We start from the raw sequence: 20,488 nt of genomic DNA, 5'->3' as shown, positions 1-20,488 counted from the left end.
CCGCAGCGCCGCGCCGCCCAACCGCCGGACGGAGTCCGGCACGCCGCCGGAGGCGGCCGAACGACACAGCCCCGACGGATGGGAGGCCAACCACGCGGTGCCGGCCCACCCCGCGGAAACACCGGGTGACCTGGCGGCCCTGACCACCACCCCTCCCACCCGACCCGCAGCCCCGCCGGGCGCCCGGGAGTCGGAGCGGACCGGCGGACGGGGGATTTCCCTTAGGGCTAAGATTTCTCCATCTGAACGTACGCCGCGAGGGGATGATATGGCGCAGGGCAGGGCGGCGAGGCGGCCGGACGCGGTGGCGGGGATCGTCGCGGACTGGGCGCGGGAGCGGCCCGAGCTGGACACCTCGCCGCTGGAGGTGCTGGCCCGGCTGCACCGGTCGTATCTGCAGTACCAGCAACGGATGACCTCGCGGCTCGACGAGCACGGGCTGTCCGTCGCCGGGTTCGACGTGCTGACCGCGCTGCGCAGGTCCGGTGCCCCGTACCGGCTGACCGCCGGACAGCTCGCCGCCTCCGGGCTGGTCTCCTCGGCGGGGGTGACGCTGCGGCTCGACCGGCTGGAGAAGGACGGCCTGCTGGTGCGCGAACGGGACGCCGAGGACCGGCGCGTGGTGTACTCGCGGCTCACCGAGGCGGGCCTGGCGAAGGTGGACGAGGTGTTCGCCGAGCACCTGGAGAACGAACGCCGGATGCTCGGCGGGCTCTCCCCCGCCGAGCACCGTCAGCTGAGCCGTCTGCTGTCGAAGCTGGAGCGCTCGATCGTGGACTCCGACGACGCCGCCCCGGATCAGCCGGCCGGGACGGGCTGAACCGCCGACTGCTGTTCCGCCTGCGCCCGGTACAGCCGGCGCAGCCGGACCACTCCCAGGTCGTGCTGGTAGAGGTTCTCGCGCTGGTCGGCGTCCGCGGGCATGTTCTCCAGCATCACGCGGTCCTGCTCCAGCACCTCCCAGTGGCGGGCCTCGATGAGGGTCTTGTACAGGAGCCGCCAGGTGTCGCGCTGCCAGTCGCTCACCTTGCGGTAGCGCCAGAAGAAGACGCCGGTGCGCCCCGCGTCCACGGGGCAGGCCATGCCGACGATGCCGAAGGGTCCGCCGGGGCCCGCGGACGGCGGGTAGGGGATGGAGAGGTCCACCCAGTCGACGCCGGTGCGGCACAGTTCGACCCAGTCGAAGTTGACGCCCCGCTGGTCGGTCTTCTCGAAGAAGTAACCCCGCCCGGTCTCCCGGATGCGGAACTTGGCCGTGGTGTCACCGGCGAACATGGTGTGTGACTCGGAGTGCAGGAACGCGCCGTGCATCGGGTCGAGCAGGTTCTCCATGGCGAACCGCCACGGCACGTCCCACTCCGCGTAGCAGAGGAACGCGGAGATCTCGTCGTCGGCCAGCGGCTCGGGGAGGGTGAGTTCGACCGGCTCGGGATGCTCCTCGTCGCCGAAGTAGGCGAGGACCGCGCCGCCGACCTCGCGCACGGGCAGCGAGGTGACCAGCGTCTTGCCCTCCAGGTTGCAGCCGGGCAGTCCGGGCACCGAGGTGACCGTGCCGGCGGTGTCGACCTCGACGCCGTGGTACCAGCAGGCGACTCGGTCGCCCAGGTGCTTGCCGAGGGACAGGGGCGCGCCGCGGTGGGGGCAGCGGTCGGCGAGCATGGACAGGCCGCCGTCGGACTTGCGGAAGAGCAGCCAGTTCTCGCCGAGCGCGGTCACCCTGCGCATGCCGCCGGGCGCGACGAAGTGGGACGGTACGACGGGGTGCCACTGGTTGCGCAGGCCGTGGGCGTAGATGTGGTCGGCGGAGTCGTGGGTCGAGAGGGTCATGTCAGGCTCCCAGGCGGTTCATCTCGGCGCGGAAGGACTCCTCGGTCCAGGGCTCGCCGGTGGGCGTGCGCAGCTGGCGGGAGTTGAGTCCGTCGATCACGTCGGTCAGTTCGTGACCGTCCTTGGTGAAGATGTCCTCGAGCGTGCGGGCGAGCTTCAGCTCGTACGGGGTGGGCTCGTGGTCACGGGTCTGGTGGGGGTCCAGGTACGGCCAGGCGGTCTCGGGCACGGCGTTCTCCATCGCAGGCGTGAGGCGGTCAGAGGTTCAGGACGAGGCGGTCCGAGGCGCAGCGCGAGACGCAGATCATCATCGTCTCGCCCGCGGCGCGTTCGGCGTCGCTGAGCAGGAAGTCGCGGTGGTCGGGGGTGCCGGCGAGGACGCGGGTCTCGCAGGAGCCGCAGATGCCGTCCCGGCAGGAGGAGGTGACGGCCAGTCCGGCGTTCTCGGCGGCCTCCAGGATCGAGGTGCCGCCTTCCACGCGCAGGGTCACGCCCGACGCCCGGCACTCGACGTCGAAGGCGCCGTCGTCGCCCTCGCGGGTCACGGCGGGCGCGGCGAACCGCTCGGTGCGCAGCCGTCCCTCGGGCGCCGCCTCCTCGACGGCCTTGAGCAGGGGCTCGGGTCCGCAGCAGTACACGAGCGCGTCCGCCGGGAGGTCCGCGAGGATGCCGGCCACGTCGATGTGCCCCTGCTCGTCCTGCGGTACGAGGGTCACCTCGCCGCCGAGCGCCGCGAGTTCGCCGCCGAAGGCCATCGAGGCGCGGGTCCGGCCGCCGTGGACCAGCCGGTAGGGGATGCCGTCCCGCTCGGCCCGGCGGGCCATGGCGAGGATCGGGGTGATGCCGATGCCGCCGGCGACGAAGACGTAGGAGGCGGCGGGTTCGAGGGCGAAGTGGTTGCGCGGCCCGGCCACCCGCACAGTCTGGCCGGGCCGCAGCCTGGTGTGCACATGGCGCGAACCGCCGCGCGAGGCGGGCTCGTCGAGGATGCCGAGCCGGTACCTCCCGGCGTCCTCGGGGTCACCGCACAGGCTGTACTGGCGGACGTGACCGCCCACGTGCAGGTCGAGGTGGGCGCCGGGTGTCCAGGCGGGCAGCGGCTTGCCGTCCGGGTGGACCAGCTCGACGGAGAGGACGCCCTGCGCCTCCCAGGTCGTGCGGTGGACGAGGAGGTCCAGTTCCTGCTCTTCGGTGGTGCTCATGTCGGCGGGCCTCCCTACCGGGCGGGGATCTTGACGGGCGGGGTGAACGGGTTCTTCATCGGGCCGAGCGCGGCCAGGTCGACCTCGACGAGGGTCGGCCCGTCGGAGGCGACGGCGGCGTCGATCACCTTGGCGGCCTCGCTCGCGTCGCCGATGCGTGCGTACGGGAGGGAGCAGGCGGCGGCGAGCCCGGCGAAGTCGGGGGTGAACAGGTCGACTCCGGAGCGGCGTTCGGTGTAGGTGGCCTGCATGTTGCGCAGTACGCCGTAGCCGCCGTCGTTGAAGACGATCAGGGTGAGGCGGGGCCGCTCCTGGGCGAGGGTGAGCAGTTCGCCCAGGTGCACGGCGAGGCCGCCGTCGCCCGCGATGACGACCGTGGGCTCGTCGGGCCGGGCGAGGGCGGCGCCGATGCCCATGGCGAGGCCCTGGCCGATGCCGCCGCCGCGCGGGAAGACGTTGGCGCGCGGGTCGTGGACCGGCAGCAGGCGGTTGCCCCAGGAGGAGGACGGGATGGTCACGTCCCGGGCGACGACGCTGCCGCGCGGCAGGGCGGCGGCGAGGGCGTCGCAGATCGCGGCCTGCGGGCCGATGCCGTCGTGCAGGGCGGCCCGCACCTCGTCGCGCACCCGGCGGACCCGGTCCGTCCAGTGCGCGTCGGCCCGTACGGCGGCCCCGGTGAGCGACGGCAGGACGGCCCGCGCGTCGCCGTGCAGACCGTGCCGTGCGGGGTACACCCGGCCGAGGGCGGCGGCGTCGGCGTCGATCTGGATGTGCGCCTCGGGGAGGCGGAGCCCGTAGTCGGCGGTCTCGTTGGAGCGGAAGTGGGTGCCGACGGTGACAAGCACGTCCGCGTCGGCCAGGAGCGCGCGTCCGGCGGGCGTGGTGGCGAAGTTGCCGACGACCTGGTCGTGGTCCTCGGGTACGGCGCCGCGACCGGAGTTGGAGGTGAGCAGGCCCGCGCCGGTCGCCTCCAGCAGGGCGAGCAGGTGCTCGCGGGCGGTGCTCGCGCCGCCCCCGGCCCAGATCAGCGGGCGTCGGGCGGAGGCCAGCAGCTCGCGTGCCGCCGCCAGCTCGGACGGGTCCGGCACCGGGGGTCCGGCGAGGGGCGCGGTCTCGCCGTCGTCCTCCTGGACGGCGTACTGGAGGTCGATCGGCCACTCCACGCTCGCCGGACCGCCCGGCACGGCGAGCGCGGCGGCGGACGCCTCGCGCAGGACGCGGCCGGCGTCGCGGGCGGAGGTGACGGTGGCGGCGTACGCGGACACCGCGGCGAGCATGCCGAGCTGGTCCTTGGTCTCGTGGATGAAGCCGCGCCCGCTGCCGAGGTACGCGGACTCCACCTGGCCGGTGATGTGCAGCACCGCCGTCCCGGAGGACAGCGCCTCGATCAGGGAGCCCGCCGCGTTGCCCGCGCCGGTGCCGGTGGAGGTGAGCGCGCAGCCGATCGAGCCGCGGGCCCGGCCGTACGCGTCGGCGGCGTTGACGGCGCTCGCCTCGTGCCGCACCGGCACGAACCGCAGCTCCGGGTCGGCCTCGACGGCCTCCACCAGCGGCAGGTTGTGCACGGAGACGATGCCGAAGACGGTGTCGACGCCGAGGGACTTGAGATGGGCGGTCAGGAGTCCGCCACCGTGGTCGTAACGCATGCGAACTCCTCAGAGGATGCCGCGGCCGACTCCGCCGCAGACGTCGATGCTGGTTCCGGTGATGTAGGAGGCGCGCGGCGAGAGCAGCGAGACGATCGCGTAGGCGACCTCCTCGGCACGGCCGAGGCGCCCCAGCGCGATGCCCCGGTCGGCGGCGATCTCCGCCTGCCACTCCTCGTAGGTGAGCCCGCTGTCGGCGGCGGCGTGGCGGCGCGTCCACTGGCCGGTGTCGACCAGGCCGAGGCAGACGGAGTTGACGCGGATGCCCTCGGGGGCGAGTTCGCGGGCCAGCGAGGCGGAGAGGTTGAGGATGCCGGCGCGGGCGGCGCTGGTGGTGATCAGCCGGGTCTCCGGCTGCTTGGCGAGGACGGCGTTGACGTTGACGATCGCGGCGGCGTCGGAGGCGCGGAGCCGGCCGCGGGCGGCGGCCAGGGGATGGAGCACGCCCGCGAACTTCAGCTCCAGCTCGTCGCGCCAGTCGTCCCCGGTCGTCTCGTCGAGGGTCTTCATCCGCGACTGGCCCGCGTTGTTGACGAGCCCGTCGAGCCGTCCGCCGAGGCGGTCGGCGGCGCGCTCGGTGAAGTCCCGTACGGCGTCGGCGTCCCGGACGTCGCAGACGCCCGTGTACAGGCGGTCCCGGCCGGCGCCGAGACCGGCGGCGGCCTTGGCGAGCCGGTCGGCGTCGCGGCCGCAGGTGGCGACGCGGGCGCCTTCGTCGAGCAGGGCGCGGACCGTGGCCAGGCCGACGCCGGAGCTGCCGCCGGTGACCAGGACGGTGCGGTCGGCGAGGCCGAGGTCCATGGGTACTCCTTGCGAACGGGGGTGTGGAGGGGGCGGGGAGCGGGATTCAGTGCATGGTGAAGCCGCCGTTGACGGCGACCACCTGTCCGGTGAGGTAGCGGGACTCCTCGCCGAGCAGGAAGGAGACGAGCCCCACCAGGTCGTCGGGCTGCTGCGGCCGGGGGATCGCGCGGTTCGCCGCGTACAGCGCGTGCCGCTCGGCCGGTACCGTCTCGGTCGCCTCGACCTCCGTCAGGCCGGGCGCCACCGCGTTGACGGTGATGCCCCGCTCGCCCAGTTCGCGGGCCATCGCCCGGGTCAGGGCCAGGACCGCGCCCTTGGAGGCGATGTAGTGGGCGAGGCGCGGGGAGCCGTAGAGGGCGGCGTCGGAGGCGATGTTGACGATGCGTCCGGGGCCGGACATCAGGGGCAGCAGGTGCTTGGCGACGAGCCAGGGGCCGCGGGCGTTGACGGTCATCAGCCGGTCCCAGGTCTCGACGTCGAGGTCCTGGAACTCCCGGCCGCCGACGCCGTTGGCCAGCGCCGCGTTGTTGACCAGGCCGTACACGGGGCCGCCGTACGCGGGTCCGCCGGGCGCGACGCGGGCGGCCAGCGCCTCGACGGAGGCGGGGTCGGCGACGTCCAGCGCGACGAAGTCGGCCGCGCCGCCCGCCGCCCGGATCGCCGCCGTCGTACGGGCGCCCCACTCCTCGTTGAGCTCGGCGACGACGACGCGGTACCCGTCGGCCGCCGCCCGGCGGGCCATGGCCTCCCCCAGGCCACGGCCGGCGCCGGTCACGACGACGGTGGGGCGTGCGCCCGCCGGGTCAGTCACGGGTGACGCCGTACAGCGGGGAGTACTCGGGGTAGGTCGGCACCTGCGGCTTCCGGGTGCCGATGATGACGCAGAACAGCGCGTCGGTGTCGCCCTCGTTCTTCAGCGAGCGGGTCACCCCGGCCGGGACCACGATCATGTCGCGGTAGCCGAGGGTGCGGTACTCGGTCTCGTCGGGGCCGCGGTGGATGCCGACGCGGACCCGGCCCTCCAGGACGAAGAAGGCCTCCTCGACGTCGTGGTGGGTGTGGGCGGGGCCCTCGGCGCCGGGCGGCAGCAGCATGTTGGAGAAGGTGAAGCCGCCCGAGGGCAGGATCCGGCCGTCGTCCTCGTGGTTGCCGGTGGCGCCGGAACCGACGTAGCGGATCTGCGCCCGCTTGTACTGCGGGCCCGCCTTCTCCTGGAAGGACAGCGTGCCCCAGTCCGGCTCGCGGGAGGCCTTGGTGGCGATCAGGGAGTCGGTGTACTTGGCGAGGTCCGAGCCGTTGTCGTACTCGTCGGTGGTCAGCGGCATGGTGATCAGCCCTTCTGGAGGTGGTTGCGGGTGTCGGTGACGATGTGGAGGTGGGAGAGCAGCCAGGCGTTGAAGTGCTCGGGCCGCTCCTGGTTGGCCAGGTGACCGGCGTCCTTGACGATCACGTAGGCGGTCCGGTGCAGACCGCCGGCCAGGACCTGTGAGGCGTCGGGGCCGGTGATCCGGTCCTGGTCCCCGCACAGGACGAGGGTGGGCGCGATGACGTCGGCGAGTTCGCCGCGCAGGTCGGTGGCGGCCATCGACTCGGCCGCCTGCCGGTAGCCGGGCGTGCGGATCGAGTCGGCCATGGTGTCGACGACCCGGCGCACCAGTTCGGGCGGCGCGTCCGGCGACAGCAGCCGGGGGCCGCGTTCCTCGGCGAAGGCGCGCGGGCCGAGGCGCTCCAGCTCCGGGACGCGGGCGCGCATGGCGGCGGCCTTCTCGGGGCTGGTGCCGGATCCGGGGGTGGAGTCGGCGACGGTGAGGGAGGCGACGAGTTCCGGGTGCCGGGTGGCGAGCCGCAGTGCGATCACGCCGCCCCAGGAGACGCCGACGACGTGGGCGTCGGCGGCGCGGGCGCGGATGACGGCGGCCGCGGTGTCGGCGTAGTCGTCGAGGGTGAGGTCGCCGTCCGGGTCGGCGGACCTGCCGTATCCGGGGGCGTCCCAGGCGACGACCCGGTGACCGGCGGCGGCGAGGGCCCCGGTCTGGGGCGCGAAGGCGGCGGACGAGGAGCCGATGCCGTGCAGGCACAGCACCAGCGGCCCGGCGTCGCCGGTCTCCGCCAGGTGCAGCCCGGCGAGGTCGTGGGCGGTCACAGGATCTGCCCCCGGCGTCCGGCGAGGGCCGCGAGCGAGCGCAGTACGGCGTACGGGACGACCTGGCTGGTGGCCGGGTTGCCCGGGTCGGGGACGTGCCGCACCTCGAAGCGGTACGAGCCCTGCGGTCCGCTCGCCTCGACGACGTGGCAGGTGTGGGAGGCGGTGGGGTCGGCCACGACCCGTACCCGTACGGCGTCGAGGTCCCCGACCGCGAGGGCGACGGAGGCGGCGACGTTCGTGGACTTGGGGAACTTGACCGGTACGTCGCGTGCGGTGCCGGTCATGACCTCCACCGGCGCGGTCGCGGACCGCAGCCGGGCGAGGGTCTCCTCGTCCATCCAGGGCTGTTCGAGGGTGGACGGCAGCTTGGTGGTGGTCAGCGTGACCTCGCCGAGCGGCCCCATGGCTCGTACGGCCTGGAGCAGGTCGAGTCCGCCGACCGCCCCGCCGGTGAAGTAGACCCGGCCGGGCCCGGCCGCGAGGAGCTTCTTGGCCAGCTCCTCGTCGGTGAGCGCTCCGGTGGAGGCCACGAGCAGGTCGGTGCCGGAGGCGAGGACCGTCTCGCCCCATTCCCGTACGACGCCCTGTCCCGCGGCCTCGACGATCAGGTCGCAGGCGGCGAGGGCCTGCTCCACCGTGAGCTGCGGCGCGGGAACGGCGTCGCCGAGGGGGCGGTTGTCGACGATGCCGGTGAGTTCGGCGCCGGGCACCTCGCCGGCGGCGAGGGCGCCGCCGACGGTACGGCCGATGGCGCCCCAGCCGATGAGGCCGACCTTGCGTGTGCCGCCGTTCATGCCGCTGCTCCTTCGGTGCCGGTGCTCGTACGGGCGGGGGCGTCCGCCGGGGCGTCCACGGGCGGGGTGACGGGTTCGGTGACCGGGCTGCCGTCGGGGGTGCCTGCCATGTGGGCGCGGATCCGCGCCGAGGGCGGGCCGGCGGTGCCCCACAGGTCGGACAGCTCGGGGGTGCGCCGCCACACCTTGCAGATCCAGGTGTCCTCGACGATCTGCGCGACCTCGGTGGTGTACTCGCACACCAGGCCGGTGGGGTCGGTGAAGTAGGAGAAGGTGTTGTTGCCGGGCCCGTGCCGGCCGGGGCCCCACTCGGGGGTGATGCCGTGGTGCCGGAGCCGGCCGAGGCCGCGCATGAAGTGGTCCAGCGACGTCATCTCGTAGGCGACGTGGTTCAGGGAGACCCACGGCGCCTGGTTGAAGGCGACGCAGTGGTGGTCGGTGCCGCAGCGCAGGAACGCCATCTGGTGCTCGGACCAGTCCGAGACGCGCATGCCGAGCACGTCCTGGTAGAAGGCGACGGAGGCGTCGATGTCGGGGGTGTTGAGGACGGCGTGGGTGACGCCGACCGGCAGGGGCGTGTCCCGGCCGCGTGCGGTGACCGCCCAGGTGTCGGCGGAGAGTTCGATCAGCCGTCCGTCGAGGTCGTAAAAGCGCAGCCCGTAGCCGCCGCCGACCTGGTCGAGGGGGCCGGGTTCGGTGACGAGGGCGATGCCGCGCGCCCGCAGCCGCCGCGCGGCCTCGTCCACCTCGGCCGGGGTGCCGAGGGCGAAGACGAGCCGGCCGAGGCCGATCGTGTCGGAGCGGGTCAGCCTGAGGGCGTGGTGTTCCTCGCCGGTGCCGCGCAGCCAGCTGGCGCTGTGTTCGGCCTCGACGACCTCCAGGCCCCAGACCTCCTCGTAGAAGTCCACGGCGTCGGCGAAGTTCGGGGTGAGCAGCTCGACCGAGCGCAGGGCGCGCAGGCGGCCGATCGGGGGCATCGGGGGCTGGTTCATGGCGGGATCTCCCTCGGGGTGGGTCAGTTGGCCCAGGGCAGGGGCGTGGCGTCGGTGCCCCAGTACAGGGACTTCTGCCGCTGGTAGGCGCGGATCAGGTCGCGGCCCTTCTCGATGCCGAGCCCGGAGTCCTTCATCCCGCCGAAGGGGGTGGAGATGGAGAACTGCTTGTACGTGTTGATCCAGACCGTTCCGGCCTCGATGCGCCGCCCGAGCCGCCAGGCGGCGCGCGCGTCCCGGGTCCAGATGCCGCAGGCGAGGCCGTAGACGGAGTCGTTGGCCAGGGCGACCAGTTCGTCCTCGTCGGCGTAGGGCAGGGCGACCAGGACCGGGCCGAAGACCTCCTCCTGGCAGACGCGGGCGGAGTTCGGCAGGGAGTCGATGACGGTCGGCAGGTAGTAGGCGCCCCCGGCGTACCGCTCGCCCTCGGGGGCGGCGCCGCCGCACAGCACCCGGCCGCCCTCCTCCAGGGCGCGGTCGACGGCCGCGGCGACGGCGTCGCGGTGCGCGTGGTGCACGAGCGGCGCGACCTGGGTGCCGGGGTCCGTGCCGGGTCCGACGCGCAGTTCGCGCACCCGTTCCACCAGTTCGCCGACGAAGGAGTCGTACAGCGAGCGGTGCACGAACAGCCGCGAGCCCGCGATGCAGGACTGGCCGCTGGAGGAGAAGATCCCGTACATGACGCCGGCCAGGGCCTGTTCGACGTCGGCGTCCTCGCGCACGATCGTCGGCGACTTGCCGCCCAGTTCGAGCGAGGCGGGGACGAGCTTGTCGGCGGCGGCGCGGGCGATGGCGCGCCCGGTGGCGGTGCCGCCGGTGAAGCCGATCCGGCCGACCAGCGGATGCCGGACGATCGCGTCGCCGACGACGCGGCCCTTGCCCGGCAGTACGGCGAGCAGCGCGGTCGGCAGCCCCTCCTCGGTCAGCACCCGGTGGACGAGCCGCCCGAAGGCGAGGGAGACCAGCGGGGTCCACTCGGCGGGCTTGAGCAGCACGGCGTTGCCGCCGCCCAGCGCCGGGGCGACCTTCTGCGCGTCGGAGGCGATCGGGGAGTTCCACGGGTTGATCGCGCCGACGACGCCGATCGCCTCGTAGGTGCTCATGGTCAGGTACGGGCCGCGCGAGGGGGTGATCGCCTCCTCGGCGGTCTCCAGCGCCGCGGCCGTGTACCGGAAGGTGCCGGCGGCGCTCAGGGCGAGCGCGCGGGTCTCGGCGAGCGTCTTGCCGGTGTCGGCGGTCTGGAGCGCGGCGAGGTCGTCGGCGTGTTCCTCGATCAGGTCGCCGATCCGGTACAGGACGCGGGCCCGGCGGTGGGGCCGCAGGTCGCGCCACTCGGGGGCGGCGGCGGCCGCGGCGGCGGCGTGCGCGGCCTCATTCACGTCCTCCGGCGAGGCGGCGTGCACGGTGGCGAGGACGGTGCCGTCGGCCGGGTCGACGGTGTGGATCGGCAGACCGCCGCCAAGCCGCCACTGCCCCGCGATGAGGATCTCGTCGGCTGGGATGCGCGGCATGGGGACCTCCGGGAAGGGGCGTGTCTAAGCGCTAGAAATCTAAGGGCTTAAATAATTTTCCCGCAAGGGCCCTGGCCGGGGAATTTTTGACGACGTCGAGAGTAAGGCTTGCCTAACCTCGGCGGGCTACCGGTAGAACTTAAGCACTGAGACATTCAGCGCCTACATAAGTGGGGCGTCGCCGCACCTCTCCAACCCTCATCGCCGCCGGCACGCGGCCGCTCCGCCGTGCCGTGCGGCCCGAACCCTTCCGTGCGGGCTCGCGCACTCCGACGCACGGGACACCGGAGACCCACCCATGACGATCGACGCAGCCCGTGACACCCCGGGCCGACAGGACGACGGCGAGAACGACGACGACTCGGCGGCGCTCGCGGCCACCATCGGCGCCCGCTTCGAACGCCTGCCGCTGTGCCGCTGGCAGGTGATGGTCCGGCTCGTCGTCGGCGCCGTCACGTTCTTCGAGGCGTTCGACCAGCTTCTGATCGCCTACGCGCTGCCCGACCTGCGCGGCGAGTGGCACCTCGGCACGGCCCAGGTCACCGCCCTCATGACGGTCGGCTCGGTCGGCATGCTGATCGGCGCCCTGGTCTCGGGCCGGCTCGCGGACCGGATCGGCCGCGTGAAGGTCATCGCCGGCTGCATCGCGCTGTCCGGCGTCTGCAACCTGGCCCTGACCCTGTGCACCTCCCCCGAGCCCTTCATGGCACTCCGCTTCGTCCAGGGCATGGCCATCGGCGGCGAGGTGCCGATCGCGGCCACCTTCATCGCGGAGATCACCCGCGCCCACCAGCGCGGCCGCTTCGTCCTCCTGTACGAGCTGGTGTTCCCGGCCGGTCTGACCGCGGGCGCGCTCCTCGCCGCGTGGCTGGTGCCGCTGCTCGGCTGGCGCTGGATGTTCGGCCTGGCGGCCGTCCCCGGCCTGCTGTGCTTCGCCCTCGCCCGCTGGGTCCCGGAGTCACCGCGGTGGCTCGCCGACCACGGCAGGCACGAAGAGGCCGTGGCGACGATGGCGTCGATCGAGCGGAAGGTGGAGCGAATCACGGGAGCCCCGCTCCCGGAGCCCGCCCCGGTGCGCCCCGGCACCACGCCCTCGGGCAAGGGCGGCAGCGGCGGCCTGCGCGAACTCCTCACCGGCAGGTACGGCCGGCGCACGCTCGTCGTCGGGTCCCTGTGGTTCACGGGCTACTTCGCCAACTACGGCATCACGTCCTGGCTGCCGACCATCTACAAGGACCACTTCGGCCTCGACCTGTCCACGGCACTGCTCTACTCGACGGTGACGAGCTGCGCGGGGCTGGCCGGCTGTCTGCTCGTGGCCCTCACCGTCGACCGGGCCGGCCGCCGCAACACGGTGATCTGGTGCATGGCGGCGGCGGCACTGTGCCTGCTCGTCCTGGGCCTGACCGCCGGCGACTCGGCGGGCGGCGTCCTGGCCTGGACGTCCCTGGCGGCGGTCTTCCTCTTCGGCTCCAACATCTGCCTCTACCTGTACACGCCGGAGCTGTTCCCCACCCGCATCAGGGCGCTGGGCTCCAGCGTGGGCGGCGCGACGAACCGCCTGGGCGTCATCCTGGGCCCGATCGTCGTGGGCGCCATCTACGCCGGGGGCGCGATCGGCACGGTGTTCGTGACCCTCGCGGTCGTCGCCGTCGCGGGCTCCCTGTCGGCGGCGGCCTGGGCCGAGGAGACGAGCGGCCGCACGCTGGAGGACGTGGCGCCGTAGGGGCTGTACTCGCGCGGCGAGTGCGGTTCGGCGACGGATGCGGGGCGAGCGCTCATGTTTCGCCGAGGGGGGCGTGGGTGCCGGCGAGGTGGGCGGCGAGCCGCGCGACCAGCCGGCGGGCCGCCTCCGGGCCGACGACCTCGATGTGCTCGCCGAACTGGAGCAACTGCCGCACGCCGTCCACCCCGTCGTACGCCACGGTGATCTCGACCCGTCCGTCCGCCCCCCGATCGCCCGCCGCCCTGAGCCTGGCGCCCAGGATCCGGCGGGCGAGGTCGAGGCTGCCGGCGTCGACGCGCGCCGTGACCATCACACGTTCCCTGCTCTCCAGCGCCTCGCCCAACTCCCGTGCCGTACCGGCGAGGTCGGCACCCGGCCGCAGCCGGCGCCCGTCGTCGAGCACGGCCCACCGCCGGAGCCGGGTGAGCAGGAACAGACGTGGCTCGCCGTCCCGGTCGGCCACGAGATACCACCGCCCGCCCCGCTGCACGAGCCCGTAGGGATCGACCACGAACTCCCGCGCGGACGCGGCCCCGCTCCTGCGGTAGACGATCCGCAACCGCCTCCCCGTGCGCACGTCCCGCACCAGCCCCGCGACATCGGGCAGGGGCGCGGCCTCCCCGAACCAGGGACGGTTGTCGATCGCGATCACGTCCGTCAGCGCGAGCGGCAGCTCGTCCCGGGCGGACGGCGGCCGTCTGCGCGAGGTGAGCTTGCGCAGCGCCGACCGGGCGGCCGCCTCGCCGCCGAGCTGCCGGGCCCGCTCCAGGTCGAGCCCGACCGCCCGCAGCAGGTCCGCCTCGCCGGTCGTCAGCTTCGACAGGTCGGCCTGGTCACCGGGCAGCAGACTGATGCCGCCGTACTTCCCTCGCTCGGTGAAGACGGGGATCCCCGCGTCGACGAGCGCCCGCACATCGCGCAGCACGGTCCGCGTCGACACCCCCAGCTCCTCGGCCAACTCCTCGGCGGTGGTCCGCGGCCGCGCCTGCAGGGCCGCGAGAAGCTCGATCAACCGCTGCGGCCGACTCATCGACAGCCCCCTCACCCGAAGACCCGAAGACCCGTAGCCCCGAACAGGACAACTCCTGTCATGTTCTCAGGCGAGGCTGGCACCAAGGGCCGGAACCGACCGGCCCGCCCCGGAAGGAGCAGTCACCCATGTCCGCACCCAACCTCTTCCTCGTCTACGTCACCGACGTCGAGCGCGCGACCGCCTTCTACTCCGACCTGTTCGACATCAAGCCGGTGATCACCACCCCCCGCTACGTCCCCTTCGAGGTCGCGCCCGGAGTCCTCTTCGCCCTCTGGAGCGGCCGCGCCGACCAGGTCACGCCACGGACCCCGCGCACCTCGGAGGTCGGTCTGATGGTCCCCGGCTCCTCGGCGGCCATCGACGCCCTCCACGCCGAGTGGGTCGCCAAGGGCGTCACGGTGGCGGAAGAACCCCACGACGAGCCCTTCGGCCGCACCTTCGCGATCACGGACCCGGACGGCAACCTGATCCGGGTCGCGCCGGTCGACTAGAGCGTCGACGACCGATGGCCCGCCGCCGGCCGCGCGGGGCGGGTACGCCCGGCCCTCCACTGGCCGGCGCCGGGCTACCCGTCTTGCCGTGCGGGCGCGGGCACGGGCGTGACGGTCCGACTGCCGGGGGAGGCGGGTTCGGGCAGGACGCGGAAGAGGAGCCAGCTCAGCGCGGGCATGGCGATCAGGGGCGTGAGGGCGGTCCGGAGGGTGGTGGTGTCGGCGAGGTGGCCCAGCAGGGGGCTGACGAGGCCGCCGATACTGACCGTGAGACCGAGGGTGATGCCGCTGGCGGTGCCGATGCGGGAGGGCAGGTAGTCCTGGCCGAGGGTGACCTGGAGGGAGAAGGGGACGTACAGGCCGGCGGAAGTGAGGGCCACGAAGAGGAACAGGGCCGGGCCCGGTATGTAGATCACGCCGGTGACGGCGGCGATGGAGAGCAGGTAGGACCAGCGCGAGACGCGGACGCGGTCGTAGCGGCCGGCCAGGAACCCGCCCAGGACCGAGCCGACGGCACCGCCGAGGAACAGCAGGAACAGGGCGACGGTGCCCGCGGTGGCGCTGCCTTGCATGCGCTGCCGGGCGTAGAGGGAGATGAAGGTGCTCAGGCCGGTGAAGACGATGGAGCGGAAGACGACCGCCAGGGACAGCTTCACGAACGAGGCCACGTCGTCCGGGCCGGGGGGCTTCCGGGTCTTGGCCGTAGCGGTCTGGGGCCGGGCGAGCATCCGCAGGACGGGCACGCACAGGGCGGTGCCGGTGAGCGCGGGCAGGACCAGGACGGGTGTCCAGCGCAGGGAGCCGTGTCCGATCGAGGCCGCCACCATGAGCGGGGCGATCGCGAAGCCGATGTTCCCGCCGAGGGAGAACCAGCTCATCGCACTGTGACTGCCCCGGCTCGCCTGCCGGGCCGCACGGGCGGATTCCGGGTGGTAGGCGGCCACGCCGATCCCGGAGACGGCGACGAAGAACAGGGTGAGCCCGTAGGAGCCGCTCAGGCCGCTGAGCGCGATGCCCGCCCCGGCCAGCAGGGTGCTGACCGGCAGCAGCCACGGCATACCCCACCGGTCGGTGAGCAGCCCGAACAGCGGCTGGGCCACCGACGACAGCAGGGACGCGGCCAGCACGATGCCGGAGGCGACCGCGTAGGTGTAGTCCCGTTCGGCCACGAAGAACGGGATCAACGCCGCGACGGCGCCCTGGTAGACGTCGACGCAGGCATGCCCCACGGCCAGCAGCAAGATCGGTGTTTTCCTTCGCACCCCACCCATGCTGGAAGGCGCACCCGGTGTCGCGCTTTCGATAGATTGACAGATGATGCAGAAAATCCGCCACACCCCCGTCGCGCCGACCCGGACTCAGCGCCTGGCTTCCGGCGGTGAGATCGACGCCCACCGCCACGACGACCATCAGATCGTCTACGCCAGCCGCGGCACCATCGCGGTGACCACCGACGCGGGCTCCTGGATCGCGCCCGCCAACCGCGCGCTCTGGATCCCCGCCGGCACCGTCCACCGGCACCAGGCCCACGGAGAACTCGACCTCCACCTCGTCGGCCTGCCCACCACCGACAACCCCCTCGGCCTGGACAAGCCCGCCGTCCTCGCCGTCAGCCCCCTCCTGCGCGAACTCATCGTCGCCTACACCCGCGATCCCGGCGACGACACCCCGCCCCACCGCCGCCTGCGCGCCGTCATGCTCGACCGGCTCGCCCTCTCCACCGAACTCCCCCTGCACCTGCCGGCCCCCACCGACCCCCTGCTCCGCGCACTGCACGACATCCTGCGCACCGACCCGGCCGACAACCGTTCCCTCGACGCCCTCGGACGCCAGATCGGCGCCGGCGCCCGCACCCTCTCCCGCCGCCTCCACGACGACCTCGGCCTCACCTACCCCCAGTGGCGCACCCAGATCAGACTCCACCACGCCCTGATCCTCCTGGCCGACGACATCCCCGTCACCGCCGTCGCCCACCGCTGCGGCTGGTCGTCCGCCAGCACCTTCATCAGCGTCTTCCGCCGCACCTTCGGCCACACCCCCGGGGCCCGCCCCACCACCTGACGCGGCCCCGGCCCGCGCGTGAGCCGCCAAGGTCCTGTGCCGGACAGGCCCGGGCACCGCCACCCGCCCGGCGTCCGCACCCGGCGCAGCGTCTCGCCGACGTCCTCGACACCGATGCCGAGCAGGAGCCGGGGGGGCCGCCCCGGTGCCCGGCACGGACGGGGGGTCTTGGGCCGCGGTCCGGGAGATCTCCTCACACCGAACGGTTCCGCGCAGAAGCCGCTGCGGCGCTCGCCCGGCAGCCGTACCGTCGGACCCGAACGGCTACCGAGGAGGCCTTCCGATGCGCAGGGTGACCTATTCGATGAACGTTTCCCTCGACGGCTACATCGCCGATCCGGACGGCGGCATCGACTGGAGCGACCCGGACGAGGAGGTCTTCCGCCACTTCACCGACGAGCTGCGGCAGACCGGCGTCCACCTGCTGGGCCGGCGCCTGTACGAGACGATGCTGTACTGGGAGACCGCCGAGCAGGACGAGTCGCTCGACGCGGCGGAACTGGAGTGGGCGGCGCTCTGGAAGGCGCTGCCGAAGGTGGTCTTCTCCAGGACGCTGACGACGGTGCGGGGCACCAACACCCGCCTGGCCTCCGGCACCCTGGCGGAGGAAATCGAGCGCCTACGGGCGGAACCCGGCGACGGCGACATCGCGATCGGCGGCGCGACCCTGGCCGCGGAGGCCGCCGCGTCCGGCCTCATCGACGAGTACCGGCCCGTGGTCCACCCGGTACTGGTCGGCGGCGGCACCCCGTACTTCACCCGGGACGAGCGCCGGGTGAAGCTCGAGCTCGTGGAGGCCCACACCTTCGCATCAGGCGTCGTCCGCCTCCGCCACCGCGTGACCCGCTGACCCGTGCCCCGCGGAGCCGTGCCCCGCGGAGCCGTGCCCCGCGGAGCCGTGCCCCGCGGAGCCGTGCCCCGTGGAGCCGTGCCAAGGGACTGCCGCACGCACACTTCGCCGCGTTCGACGGATTCGTGGCCGAGCGCTGCCTCGACCGGTTCGCGAAGACGGCGGTGAAGGCGCGGGTCCTCACGGGAACCGTCGTGCCCGGCCTATCCGGATCACCTGATCCCCACTCCGCTCCCCGCCCGGGAATAACCGGAGACCCCCTCCTGTTACGTCGCGAAGCGACCCGCGTACGAGTACGTCAATCACAGGAGGCACCCCACCATGGCCGCAGACGCCGCAGAGGAGATCCGGGGCACCGCCCACGGCACCGCTCCCGTCCCCCTCTCCGTACTGGACCTGGTGACCGTCGGGGCCGGCCGGACCGCCACCGACGCGCTGCGGACCAGCGTGGACATCGTGCGGCTCGCCGAGGCGCGCGGGTTCCAGCGGTACTGGGTCGCCGAGCACCACTCCATGCCCGGCGTCGCCTCCTCCTCCCCCGCGGTGATCCTCGCCCACCTGGCGGCCCACACCGACCGCATCCGGCTCGGGTCCGGCGGCGTCATGCTGCCCAACCACGCGCCGCTCGTCATCGCGGAGCAGTTCGGGACGCTGGAGGCGATGGCGCCGGGGCGGGTGGACCTCGGGCTCGGGCGGGCGCCCGGCACGGACGGGGCCACCGCCGCCGCCCTGCGCCGCACGGACCGGCTCAACGAGGGCGCCGACGACTTCCCGCAGCAGCTCGCCGAGCTGATCCGGTTCCTGGACGACGACTTCCCGGACGGGCACCCGTACGCCCGTATCCACGCCGTGCCGGGACCCGTGCAGGCGACCTCCCCCGGGGGTGTGCAGTCGGCGCACCGGCCGCCGGTGTGGCTGCTCGGCTCCTCCGGGTTCAGCGCGCGGCTGGCCGGCACCCTCGGGCTGCCGTTCGCCTTCGCGCACCACTTCTCGGCGCAGAACACGATCCCCGCGCTCGACCTGTACCGGGAGTCCTTCCGGCCGTCCGCCGTGCTGGACGCGCCGTACGCCCTCATCGGCGTCTCCGCGCTCGCGACCGACGACGAGAAGGAGGCGCGCAGGCAGGTGCTCGCGGCCGCGCTGAACATGGTCCGGCTGCGTACCGGACGCCCGGGGCTGGTGCCGACGCCGGAGGAGGCCGAGGCGTACGACTTCAGCCCGATGGAGGAGGAGTTCGTGCGGTCCTGGAACAGCAATGTCATCCACGGCACGGCCGACGAGGTCCGGGCCGGCCTCGACGACCTGCAGAAGCGCACCGGAGCCGACGAGCTGATGCTCACCGCCAACGCCCACGGCGGCGACGTACGGCTGCGCTCCTACGAGCTGATCGCCGACGCCTACGGGTTGCCGACGCCGGCCTGAACGCCCGCCGGTCCCGAGCCCAGCAGCGCGGAGATGCGGTCCGGTGCCACCGGCCGGGAGTAGAGCCAGCCCTGGCCGGTGTCGCAGCCGATGCGGCGCAGGCGGCTCGCCTGGTCGGAGGTCTCCACGCACTCGGCGGTGACGGTCAGGCCGAGGCGGTGGGCGAGCTGGACCATCGCCTCGACGATGACCTCGTCGGCCGGATTGGCGACCCCGGCGCCCTCTCCGGCACCGGCACCCGTCCCGGTCCCGGCAGCCTCTGAAACGGCGGCCTCGGACACGGCCTCGTACTGGAAGCCCCGTACGAACGCGCCGTCCAGCTTCAGCACCGAGACCGGCAGCCGGCTGAGGTAGGCCAGGTTCGAGTAGCCGGTGCCGAAGTCGTCGATGGCGATGTGGACGCCCATGTCGCTGAGCGCCTTGAGGACCTGGAGCGGGCGTCCGGCCGACCCCATCACCGCCGACTCCGTCAGCTCCAGCTGGAGCAGCTCCGGGGCGAGGCCCGTCTCCTCCAGGGTGCGGGCCACGTCCGCGACCAGGTCGGAGTCCCAGACCTGGCGGACGGCCACGTTGACGCTGACGAAGATCGGCGGCTCGTCGGGGTGGGCCAGCTGCCAGCGGCGGGCCTGGTGGCAGGCGGTGCGCAGGATCCAGCGGCCGAGGGGAACGATCGAACCATCCTCCTCCGCCAGTGCGATGAACCGATTCGGCGCAAGTACGCCGAACTGAGGATGATTCCAGCGGATGAGCGCCTCGACGCCCCGCACCCGGCCGTCCTCCATGCCGACCAGCGGCTGGTACTCCAGCGCGAACTCGCCGCGTTCGATGGCGGGCCGGAGGGTGGCGGCCAGCGCCTGGCGGGTCATGCGGCTGGCGTTGCGTTCGGGGTCGAAGAGGGTCCAGCGGGCCCGGCCGTCCGCCTTGGCCCAGTACAGGGTGGTGTCGGCGGCCTGCATCAGGGCGGTGGGGGTGGTGCCGGCGGTGTGGCGTTCGACGACGCCGACCGAGGCGGTGACCGACAGACGCCGGTCGCAGAGCTCGAAGGGCGGCTGGAGGGCCGCCAGGACCGACCCGGCCAGGTCGGCGAGCTGGTCGGTGCCGGTGGAGTCCTCCACCAGGAGGGCGAACTCGTCGCCGCCGAGCCGGGCGACCAGCGGCGGACCGGAGCGGGCGTGGGCGGCCTCCTCCGCGCACCTGGTCAGCCGTTCGGCCACGGCGGCCAGCAGCCGGTCGCCGACGCGGTGGCCGTGGGTGTCGTTGACGGCCTTGAAGCCGTCCAGGTCGAGGTAGCACACGCCGATCCGGCCGGTGCCGCCGTTCTCGTACGACTCCGCCTCCAGCGCGGCCGTCAGACGTTCGAAGAACAGGGCGCGGTTGGGCAGCCGGGTCACCGGGTCGTGCATCTGGAGGTGGCGCAGCCGCGCCTGGAGTTCGCGCCGGGCGCTGACGTCGGCGACGGAGAGCAGCAGCCCCTCGGCGTCGCCGTGCCCCTCGCCCCCGGAGCCGGCCAGTGGTTCGACCGTCACCTGGGCCCACAGGGAGTGCCCGTCGGCCCGTTTGAGCCGTCTGGTGCAGCGCAGCCGGGACCGGTGCCCGCGCAGCACCTCGCGGTACGCGTGCCAGGTGCCGGCGTCGGAGGCGAGGTCGACGAGGTCGGCCGCGACGGACCCGGCCAGCGCGTCCGGGTCGGTGCCGAGCAGGGCGCCCAGGGAGTCGTTGGCGCTGACGACCAGGCCCTCGGCGTCGACGACGGCCATGGCGAGCGGGGCCGTGGTGAACACCGACCGGTAGGCCGGGGGCTCCGTACGCCCGGCACGAGGAGCCAGACCTTCGTCACTGTCTGTGGTGGCCGACGGGCCGAGGTCTGTCGCGGGCGCCGGCCCTTCGGAGGTTCCGTTCACCGCTCGCTCCCGCAGTGCCTCGATCTCTGTTCGTGCTCTGTTCGTGCAGGAAAGTGTGCCGATCATAGAGGCTGACACCGGG

21 protein-coding genes are annotated in these 20,488 nt (G+C 73.4%); 6 read left to right on the top strand and 15 right to left on the bottom strand.

Annotated elements, in window-relative coordinates:
- Nucleotides 1–268: 268 nt before the first annotated feature.
- Nucleotides 269–820: a MarR family winged helix-turn-helix transcriptional regulator gene (locus tag NI25_RS24910; protein ID WP_061444568.1), complete on the top strand. Its 552-nt coding sequence runs from the start codon at nt 269–271 to the stop codon at nt 818–820.
- On the opposite strand, the gene NI25_RS24905 is transcribed toward NI25_RS24910, so the two are convergent.
- Genes NI25_RS24905 through NI25_RS24855 form a run of 11 tightly spaced genes read right to left on the bottom strand, consistent with a single transcriptional unit; the run spans nt 799 to nt 10,922 of the window.
- The gene (locus NI25_RS24905; protein WP_061444567.1) at nt 799–1,827 is read right to left on the bottom strand and encodes an aromatic ring-hydroxylating oxygenase subunit alpha; all 1,029 of its coding nucleotides are present in this window, start codon (nt 1,825–1,827) and stop codon (nt 799–801) included. The two genes, NI25_RS24910 and NI25_RS24905, sit on opposite strands and share 22 nt — an antisense overlap.
- 1 nt (nt 1,828) lies before the next feature.
- Nucleotides 1,829–2,056, bottom strand: a complete 228-nt coding sequence (locus tag NI25_RS24900) for a recombinase-like helix-turn-helix domain-containing protein (RefSeq protein WP_078884899.1) — start codon at nt 2,054–2,056, stop codon at nt 1,829–1,831.
- A gap of 28 nt (nt 2,057–2,084) precedes the next feature.
- Nucleotides 2,085–3,029 carry a PDR/VanB family oxidoreductase gene (locus NI25_RS24895; protein ID WP_061444565.1) on the bottom strand — a complete coding sequence of 315 codons (945 nt, stop codon included), beginning with the start codon at nt 3,027–3,029 and terminating at the stop codon, nt 2,085–2,087.
- 14 nt (nt 3,030–3,043) lie between these two features.
- Entirely contained in the window at nt 3,044–4,675 is a 1,632-nt protein-coding gene (locus NI25_RS24890; protein ID WP_061444564.1) for a thiamine pyrophosphate-binding protein, read from the bottom strand.
- Nucleotides 4,676–4,684: 9 nt separating this feature from the next.
- Nucleotides 4,685–5,476, bottom strand: coding sequence for an SDR family oxidoreductase (locus NI25_RS24885; RefSeq protein ID WP_061444563.1), 792 nt, complete (start codon nt 5,474–5,476; stop codon nt 4,685–4,687).
- Between the two features lie 46 nt (nt 5,477–5,522).
- Nucleotides 5,523–6,290 carry an SDR family oxidoreductase gene (locus tag NI25_RS24880; protein ID WP_078884726.1) on the bottom strand — a complete coding sequence of 256 codons (768 nt, stop codon included), beginning with the start codon at nt 6,288–6,290 and terminating at the stop codon, nt 5,523–5,525.
- A complete protein-coding gene (locus NI25_RS24875) occupies nt 6,283–6,804 on the bottom strand; it encodes a cupin domain-containing protein (protein WP_061444562.1) in 522 nt (173 codons plus the stop codon). Before NI25_RS24875 ends, NI25_RS24880 begins: the two co-directional genes overlap by 8 nt.
- Nucleotides 6,805–6,809: 5 nt before the next feature.
- Nucleotides 6,810–7,622: an alpha/beta fold hydrolase gene (locus NI25_RS24870; RefSeq protein ID WP_061444561.1), complete on the bottom strand. Its 813-nt coding sequence runs from the start codon at nt 7,620–7,622 to the stop codon at nt 6,810–6,812.
- A complete protein-coding gene (locus NI25_RS24865) occupies nt 7,619–8,419 on the bottom strand; it encodes an aspartate dehydrogenase domain-containing protein (protein WP_061444560.1) in 801 nt (266 codons plus the stop codon). The genes NI25_RS24870 and NI25_RS24865 overlap by 4 nt, the downstream gene beginning before the upstream one ends.
- Nucleotides 8,416–9,411, bottom strand: a complete 996-nt coding sequence (locus NI25_RS24860) for a VOC family protein (RefSeq protein ID WP_061444559.1) — start codon at nt 9,409–9,411, stop codon at nt 8,416–8,418. Before NI25_RS24860 ends, NI25_RS24865 begins: the two co-directional genes overlap by 4 nt.
- A 23-nt stretch (nt 9,412–9,434) precedes the next feature.
- Nucleotides 9,435–10,922, bottom strand: coding sequence for an aldehyde dehydrogenase family protein (locus NI25_RS24855; protein ID WP_061444558.1), 1,488 nt, complete (start codon nt 10,920–10,922; stop codon nt 9,435–9,437).
- A 298-nt stretch (nt 10,923–11,220) separates the two neighbouring features.
- Between NI25_RS24855 and NI25_RS24850 the strand changes: the two genes are divergently transcribed.
- On the top strand, nt 11,221–12,648 hold the full coding sequence (locus NI25_RS24850) for an MFS transporter (protein WP_061444557.1): 1,428 nt from the start codon (nt 11,221–11,223) through the stop codon (nt 12,646–12,648).
- 52 nt (nt 12,649–12,700) lie between these two features.
- Here the strand turns inward: NI25_RS24850 and NI25_RS24845 are convergent, their stop codons facing one another.
- Nucleotides 12,701–13,678 carry a helix-turn-helix transcriptional regulator gene (locus NI25_RS24845; protein WP_061444556.1) on the bottom strand — a complete coding sequence of 326 codons (978 nt, stop codon included), beginning with the start codon at nt 13,676–13,678 and terminating at the stop codon, nt 12,701–12,703.
- A gap of 128 nt (nt 13,679–13,806) precedes the next feature.
- Here NI25_RS24845 and NI25_RS24840 point away from each other — a divergent pair, with 128 nt between their 5' ends.
- A complete protein-coding gene (locus NI25_RS24840) occupies nt 13,807–14,172 on the top strand; it encodes a VOC family protein (protein ID WP_061444555.1) in 366 nt (121 codons plus the stop codon).
- A gap of 74 nt (nt 14,173–14,246) precedes the next feature.
- Here NI25_RS24840 and NI25_RS24835 read toward each other — a convergent pair whose 3' ends face one another.
- Nucleotides 14,247–15,434, bottom strand: a complete 1,188-nt coding sequence (locus NI25_RS24835) for an MFS transporter (RefSeq protein WP_061447084.1) — start codon at nt 15,432–15,434, stop codon at nt 14,247–14,249.
- Between the two features lie 55 nt (nt 15,435–15,489).
- On the opposite strand from NI25_RS24835, the gene NI25_RS24830 reads away from it, so the two are divergent.
- Both NI25_RS24830 and NI25_RS24825 read left to right on the top strand, forming a co-directional pair.
- The gene (locus tag NI25_RS24830) at nt 15,490–16,233 is read left to right on the top strand and encodes an AraC family transcriptional regulator (protein ID WP_061447085.1); all 744 of its coding nucleotides are present in this window, start codon (nt 15,490–15,492) and stop codon (nt 16,231–16,233) included.
- A gap of 283 nt (nt 16,234–16,516) precedes the next feature.
- Nucleotides 16,517–17,083 carry a dihydrofolate reductase family protein gene (locus tag NI25_RS24825; RefSeq protein WP_061444554.1) on the top strand — a complete coding sequence of 189 codons (567 nt, stop codon included), beginning with the start codon at nt 16,517–16,519 and terminating at the stop codon, nt 17,081–17,083.
- On the opposite strand, the gene NI25_RS40790 is transcribed toward NI25_RS24825, so the two are convergent.
- Complete coding sequence (locus NI25_RS40790; protein ID WP_233520774.1) at nt 16,989–17,267, bottom strand: pentapeptide repeat-containing protein; 279 nt, start codon at nt 17,265–17,267, stop codon at nt 16,989–16,991. The two genes, NI25_RS24825 and NI25_RS40790, sit on opposite strands and share 95 nt — an antisense overlap.
- 137 nt (nt 17,268–17,404) lie before the next feature.
- Between NI25_RS40790 and NI25_RS24820 the strand changes: the two genes are divergently transcribed.
- On the top strand, nt 17,405–18,505 hold the full coding sequence (locus NI25_RS24820) for an LLM class flavin-dependent oxidoreductase (protein ID WP_061444553.1): 1,101 nt from the start codon (nt 17,405–17,407) through the stop codon (nt 18,503–18,505).
- On the opposite strand, the gene NI25_RS24815 is transcribed toward NI25_RS24820, so the two are convergent.
- On the bottom strand, nt 18,481–20,406 hold the full coding sequence (locus NI25_RS24815) for a putative bifunctional diguanylate cyclase/phosphodiesterase (protein ID WP_061444552.1): 1,926 nt from the start codon (nt 20,404–20,406) through the stop codon (nt 18,481–18,483). The genes NI25_RS24820 and NI25_RS24815 overlap by 25 nt on opposite strands.
- Nucleotides 20,407–20,488 lie beyond the last annotated feature (82 nt).

This window comes from Streptomyces sp. CCM_MD2014 (assembly GCF_000772045.1).
Taxonomy (GTDB): Bacteria; Actinomycetota; Actinomycetes; order Streptomycetales; family Streptomycetaceae; genus Streptomyces; species Streptomyces salinarius.
Note: the sequence above shows the minus strand (reverse complement) of the source record. Positions and strands in the feature narration are given on the sequence as shown.